The sequence below is a fragment of the Arthrobacter sp. 08Y14 genome (assembly GCF_002929455.1).
GTDB classification, from domain to species: Bacteria; Actinomycetota; Actinomycetes; order Actinomycetales; family Micrococcaceae; genus Arthrobacter_B; species Arthrobacter_B sunyaminii.
Window position 1 is genome coordinate 1 of the sequence record NZ_PJIX01000026.1, and the last position, 721, is coordinate 721.

At 61.9% G+C, this 721-nt stretch carries 1 protein-coding gene; it reads right to left on the bottom strand.

What is annotated here, in order from left to right; translation table 11 throughout:
- Positions 1–229: 229 nt before the first annotated feature.
- Positions 230–721, bottom strand: a 492-nt coding sequence (locus tag CXR03_RS18870; protein WP_181034679.1) for a transporter substrate-binding protein, incomplete at its 5' end; no start/stop codon positions are given.

The window sequence follows — 721 nt, forward strand, 5'->3', positions numbered from 1 at the left end:
ATGCAGGCCCAGTCGGCATGAAGCCATTCGGCCAAGAGGGGCTGATGGCGACGTATCCGGACTTGCCTATGGCCTGAGTAATGCGCGAACTTGGCGGGCAAGCACACCCTCCCCTTGAGGGGGAGGGTCGAACCGAAGGTTCGGGGTGGGGAGATACCAAAGACAAGATCTCCCCACCCATCGCTGAGCGATGACCTCCCCCCTGAAGAGGGAGGTAGGAGAAAGCCGATCAGCTACCCTTGCCGCCGCACTTGCCGGTGGCGACGTTGAAGTTGCCGCACTCCATCGGCTTGCGCCAATCGGAGATCAGGTCCTTGGAGTCGGGCAGGTAATCCGACCATTCGTCACCGACGACAGACGGGGTCTGCTGCACGATTTCGAACTGGCCGTCGGCCTGGATTTCACCGATCAGGACCGGCTTGGTGATGTGGTGGTTCGGCATGACGGTCGAGGTGCCGCCAGAGAGGTTCGGAACGGCAACGCCGATGATGCTATCGAGAACGGCGTCGGTTTCGGTCGTGCCGGCAGCTTCGACGGCAGCAACCCAGGCCTGGAAGCCGATATAGGCCGCTTCCATCGGGTCGTTGGTCACGCGCTTGTCGTTCTTGGTGAAGGCATGCCAGGTCTTGATGAACTCGGCATTGACGGGTGCATCGACGGACTGGAAGTAGTTCCAGGCAGCGAGGTGGCCGACCAGCGGAGCTGTGTCGAGGCCGGCGAG